We start from the raw sequence: 2,835 nt of genomic DNA, 5'->3' as shown, positions 1-2,835 counted from the left end.
GCTCACCCGAGCCCCTGATCGGCCTCGCCATGCTCACACTCGGAGGCCACCGCCCCCTCCTGCCCGGCCGCTGAAGACCCACGGATCAGTCAGTAGAGCCAGAAATCCGGGGCAGGGTCATCGCGGTTCCTTCAGCGGGTCATCACTGGCGGCAGCGCAGTGCACTCCTCAACCTAACCGAAGTCACCGCCGGCAGCCACCGTGCCCGTCGTCGGTCAACAGCAACCGACCCCGAGGCGGTGCTCACCACCTCGGGGTCGGTTCAGGGGAGTGCGCGGGTCAGGCAGGGAGTCTCGGTCTGCCGCCCGCGGTCTCAGCCGGCCTGCAGGTCGGCTGCGCGGGCTTCGATGAGCCCGCCCATCTCGGCAAGCTCGGCGGTCAGTGCGTCGGCTTCGTCGAAGGTGCGGGGGATGACCGTCAGCCGCTTGGCGTAGTGGCCGATCGGGTATTCCATCGTCATGCCGATGCCGCCGTGCATCTGGATCGCCTCCTGGCTGATGTGCCGGCAGGCGTCGTCGATGACGAGCTTGGCTGCGATGACGTCCCGGTGACGGGTCTGCGGGTTGTTCTCGATGACGGCGAGCTTGGCGTACAGGGCCATGCTCTTGGCGTATTCGAGCGTGGCGTACAGGTCGGCTGCCCGGTGTTGCAGGACCTGGTTGCGGCCGATCGGGAAGCCGAACTGCTCGCGGGTGTGCAGGTATTCCGCGGTCATCTTCAGCGAGGCCTCCATCGCACCGACGGCCTCGGCACACAGGGCGGCGTTGGCGGTGTCGATGATCTCGCCGATCGCCTCGGTCGCATCCCCTTCGCCCAGGCGGGTGGCCGGGGCGCTGTCGAAGAGCACTGAGCCGGCCCGGTGGCCATCGGCCTGAGTGCGCACGTCGATCGTCACACCCTCGGCTGCCGGGTCGACGAGGAACAGGCCAACCCCGCCATCGACGGCGGCCGAGACGATGAGCCGGTCGGCGGCCCCGAGTCCGAGCACACCGGACTTCTCGCCGGTCAGCGTCACGCCGGACTCCGAGACCGAGGCGGTGGTGCCTGGGTGGGTGAGATCGTAGCGTCCGGCCGGTTCGTAGGCGGCGAACGCCAGCTTCGTCTCACCGGCGGCCACGCCGGGCAGCAGCTCCGACTTCTGCTCATCGGTGCCGACGGCGGTGATGAGCCCGGCGCCGAGCACGACGGTGGCCAGGTACGGCTCTAAGGTCAGGGCGCGGCCGAACTGCTCCATGACGACGGCGACTTCGGCAAAGCCCATGCCGGCGCCGTCGTAGTCCTCGTCGATCGGCAGGCCGAGCAGGCCGATCTCAGCGAACTGGTTCCACATGTCCGCGCTGTAGCCGGACTCGGAGGCGAGCACCTCGTCGCGGGTGGCGGCATCGTATTTGGTGGCGAGCAGGCGGCCGACGGTCGAGGCAAGCTCCTGCTGGACGTCTGTGAGTTCGAGATCCATTGAGTTCTCCTAGTGGTGAAAGAGTCGAGCCTGCGGATCAGAGTCCGAGCAGAGCCTTCGAGATGATCGAGCGCTGGACTTCCGAGGAGCCGCCGTAGATGGTGACCTTGCGGTAGTTGTAGTAGTGCGGGCCGGCATCGACAGCACCCGGGGGCAGGGTTGTGAAGCCGGTGGGCACCTCGCGGCTGTTGACGAAGTCGATGCCCTGCGGGCCGAGGACGTCCATCATGAGCTCGGAGATGTCCTGCTGGATCATCGAGCCGCGCAGCTTGAGCACCGAGGAGCGCGGATCCGGCTTGTCATCGCCTGCGACCTGGGTCGACAGGATCCGCAGCTGCGTGAATTCCAGAGCGGTGAGCTCGGCTTCGACCTTCGTCAGACGCGCGGCGAACAGCGGATCGTCGAGCAGCGTGCCGCGAGAGGTCTTGGTGGCCGCGGCGTAGGCCTTGACACGGGCCAGTGCGACCTTCGAATCGCCGATCCGGGCGATGCCGGTGCGCTCGTTGCCGAGCAGGAACTTCGCGTACGTCCAGCCCTTGTTCTCTTCGCCGACGAGATTCTCGACGGGGACCTCGACGTTGTCGAAGAACACCTCGTTGACCTCGTGGCCGCCGTCGATGAGCTCGATCGGGCGGACGGTGACACCGGGGGACTTCATGTCGATGAGCAGGAACGAGATGCCGGCCTGCTTCTTGGCATCCGGGTCGGTGCGCACGAGGTTGAAGATCCAGTCGCCGTACTGGCCGAGCGTCGTCCAGGTCTTCTGGCCGTTGACGATGTAGACATCGCCCTTGCGCACCGCTGAGGTCTTGACCGAGGCGAGGTCGGAGCCGGCATTGGGCTCGGAGAAGCCCTGGGACCACCAGATGTCGATGTTGGCGGTGGCCGGCAGGAAGCGCTCCTTGAGCTCCTGGGTGCCGAATGTCGCGATCACTGGGCCGACCATCGCGGTGTTGAACGGCAGCGGGGTCGGCACGGAGGCCAGCTGCATCTCTTCGAGCCAGATGTGGCGCTGCACGGGCGTCCAGTCCTGGCCGCCCCATTCGACCGGCCAGTTCGGCACCGCGTAGCCGTGCTTGTTGAGGATGCGCTGGCTGGTGACGATGTCCTCTTTGGACAGCTCCTGGCCGATGGCCTGGCGGTAGCGGATTTCCTCGGGGATTTCGGTGCGGAAGAACTCGCGCATCTGATGGGCGAAATCGAGCTCTTCCGGGCTGAGCAGATGATCCATAAGAACTACCTCGATCGTTCGATAAGTGAGCGTGCGTTCAGTCTAACCTGACTTGGCTCAAATTAGTCAGGTTTGATCGTGGCGTAGGACGCTGACTGCACACCGACTTCAGCAAGAGTTTCGATTGATTCGAACTTCGAGCCAGGAT

2 protein-coding genes are annotated in these 2,835 nt (G+C 65.7%); both read right to left on the bottom strand.

Features of this window, described 5'->3' with window-relative positions; all coding sequences use genetic code 11:
* Window positions 1-313 precede the first annotated feature (313 nt).
* Entirely contained in the window at window positions 314-1,456 is a 1,143-nt protein-coding gene (locus tag ACFFN1_RS13715; RefSeq protein WP_376841395.1) for an acyl-CoA dehydrogenase family protein, read from the bottom strand.
* A 37-nt stretch (window positions 1,457-1,493) separates the two neighbouring features.
* Window positions 1,494-2,687 (bottom strand): acyl-CoA dehydrogenase family protein, encoded by a 1,194-nt coding sequence (locus tag ACFFN1_RS13710; RefSeq protein WP_376841394.1) that lies wholly within the window; start codon window positions 2,685-2,687, stop codon window positions 1,494-1,496.
* Window positions 2,688-2,835 lie beyond the last annotated feature (148 nt).

The sequence above is a fragment of the Brevibacterium otitidis genome, from assembly GCF_042429315.1.
Lineage (GTDB): Bacteria > Actinomycetota > Actinomycetes > Actinomycetales > Brevibacteriaceae > Brevibacterium > Brevibacterium otitidis.
The sequence above is the reverse complement of the archived record's forward strand: the minus strand, read 5'-3'. Positions and strand labels throughout refer to the sequence as shown.

What these genes read in the sequence shown, in the direction of transcription:
- ACFFN1_RS13710 (WP_376841394.1), bottom strand. Translation starts at nt 2,687, where the DNA reads ATGGATCATCTGCTCAGCCCGGAAGAGCTCGATTTCGCCCATCAGATG.
- ACFFN1_RS13715 (WP_376841395.1), bottom strand. Translation starts at nt 1,456, where the DNA reads ATGGATCTCGAACTCACAGACGTCCAGCAGGAGCTTGCCTCGACCGTC.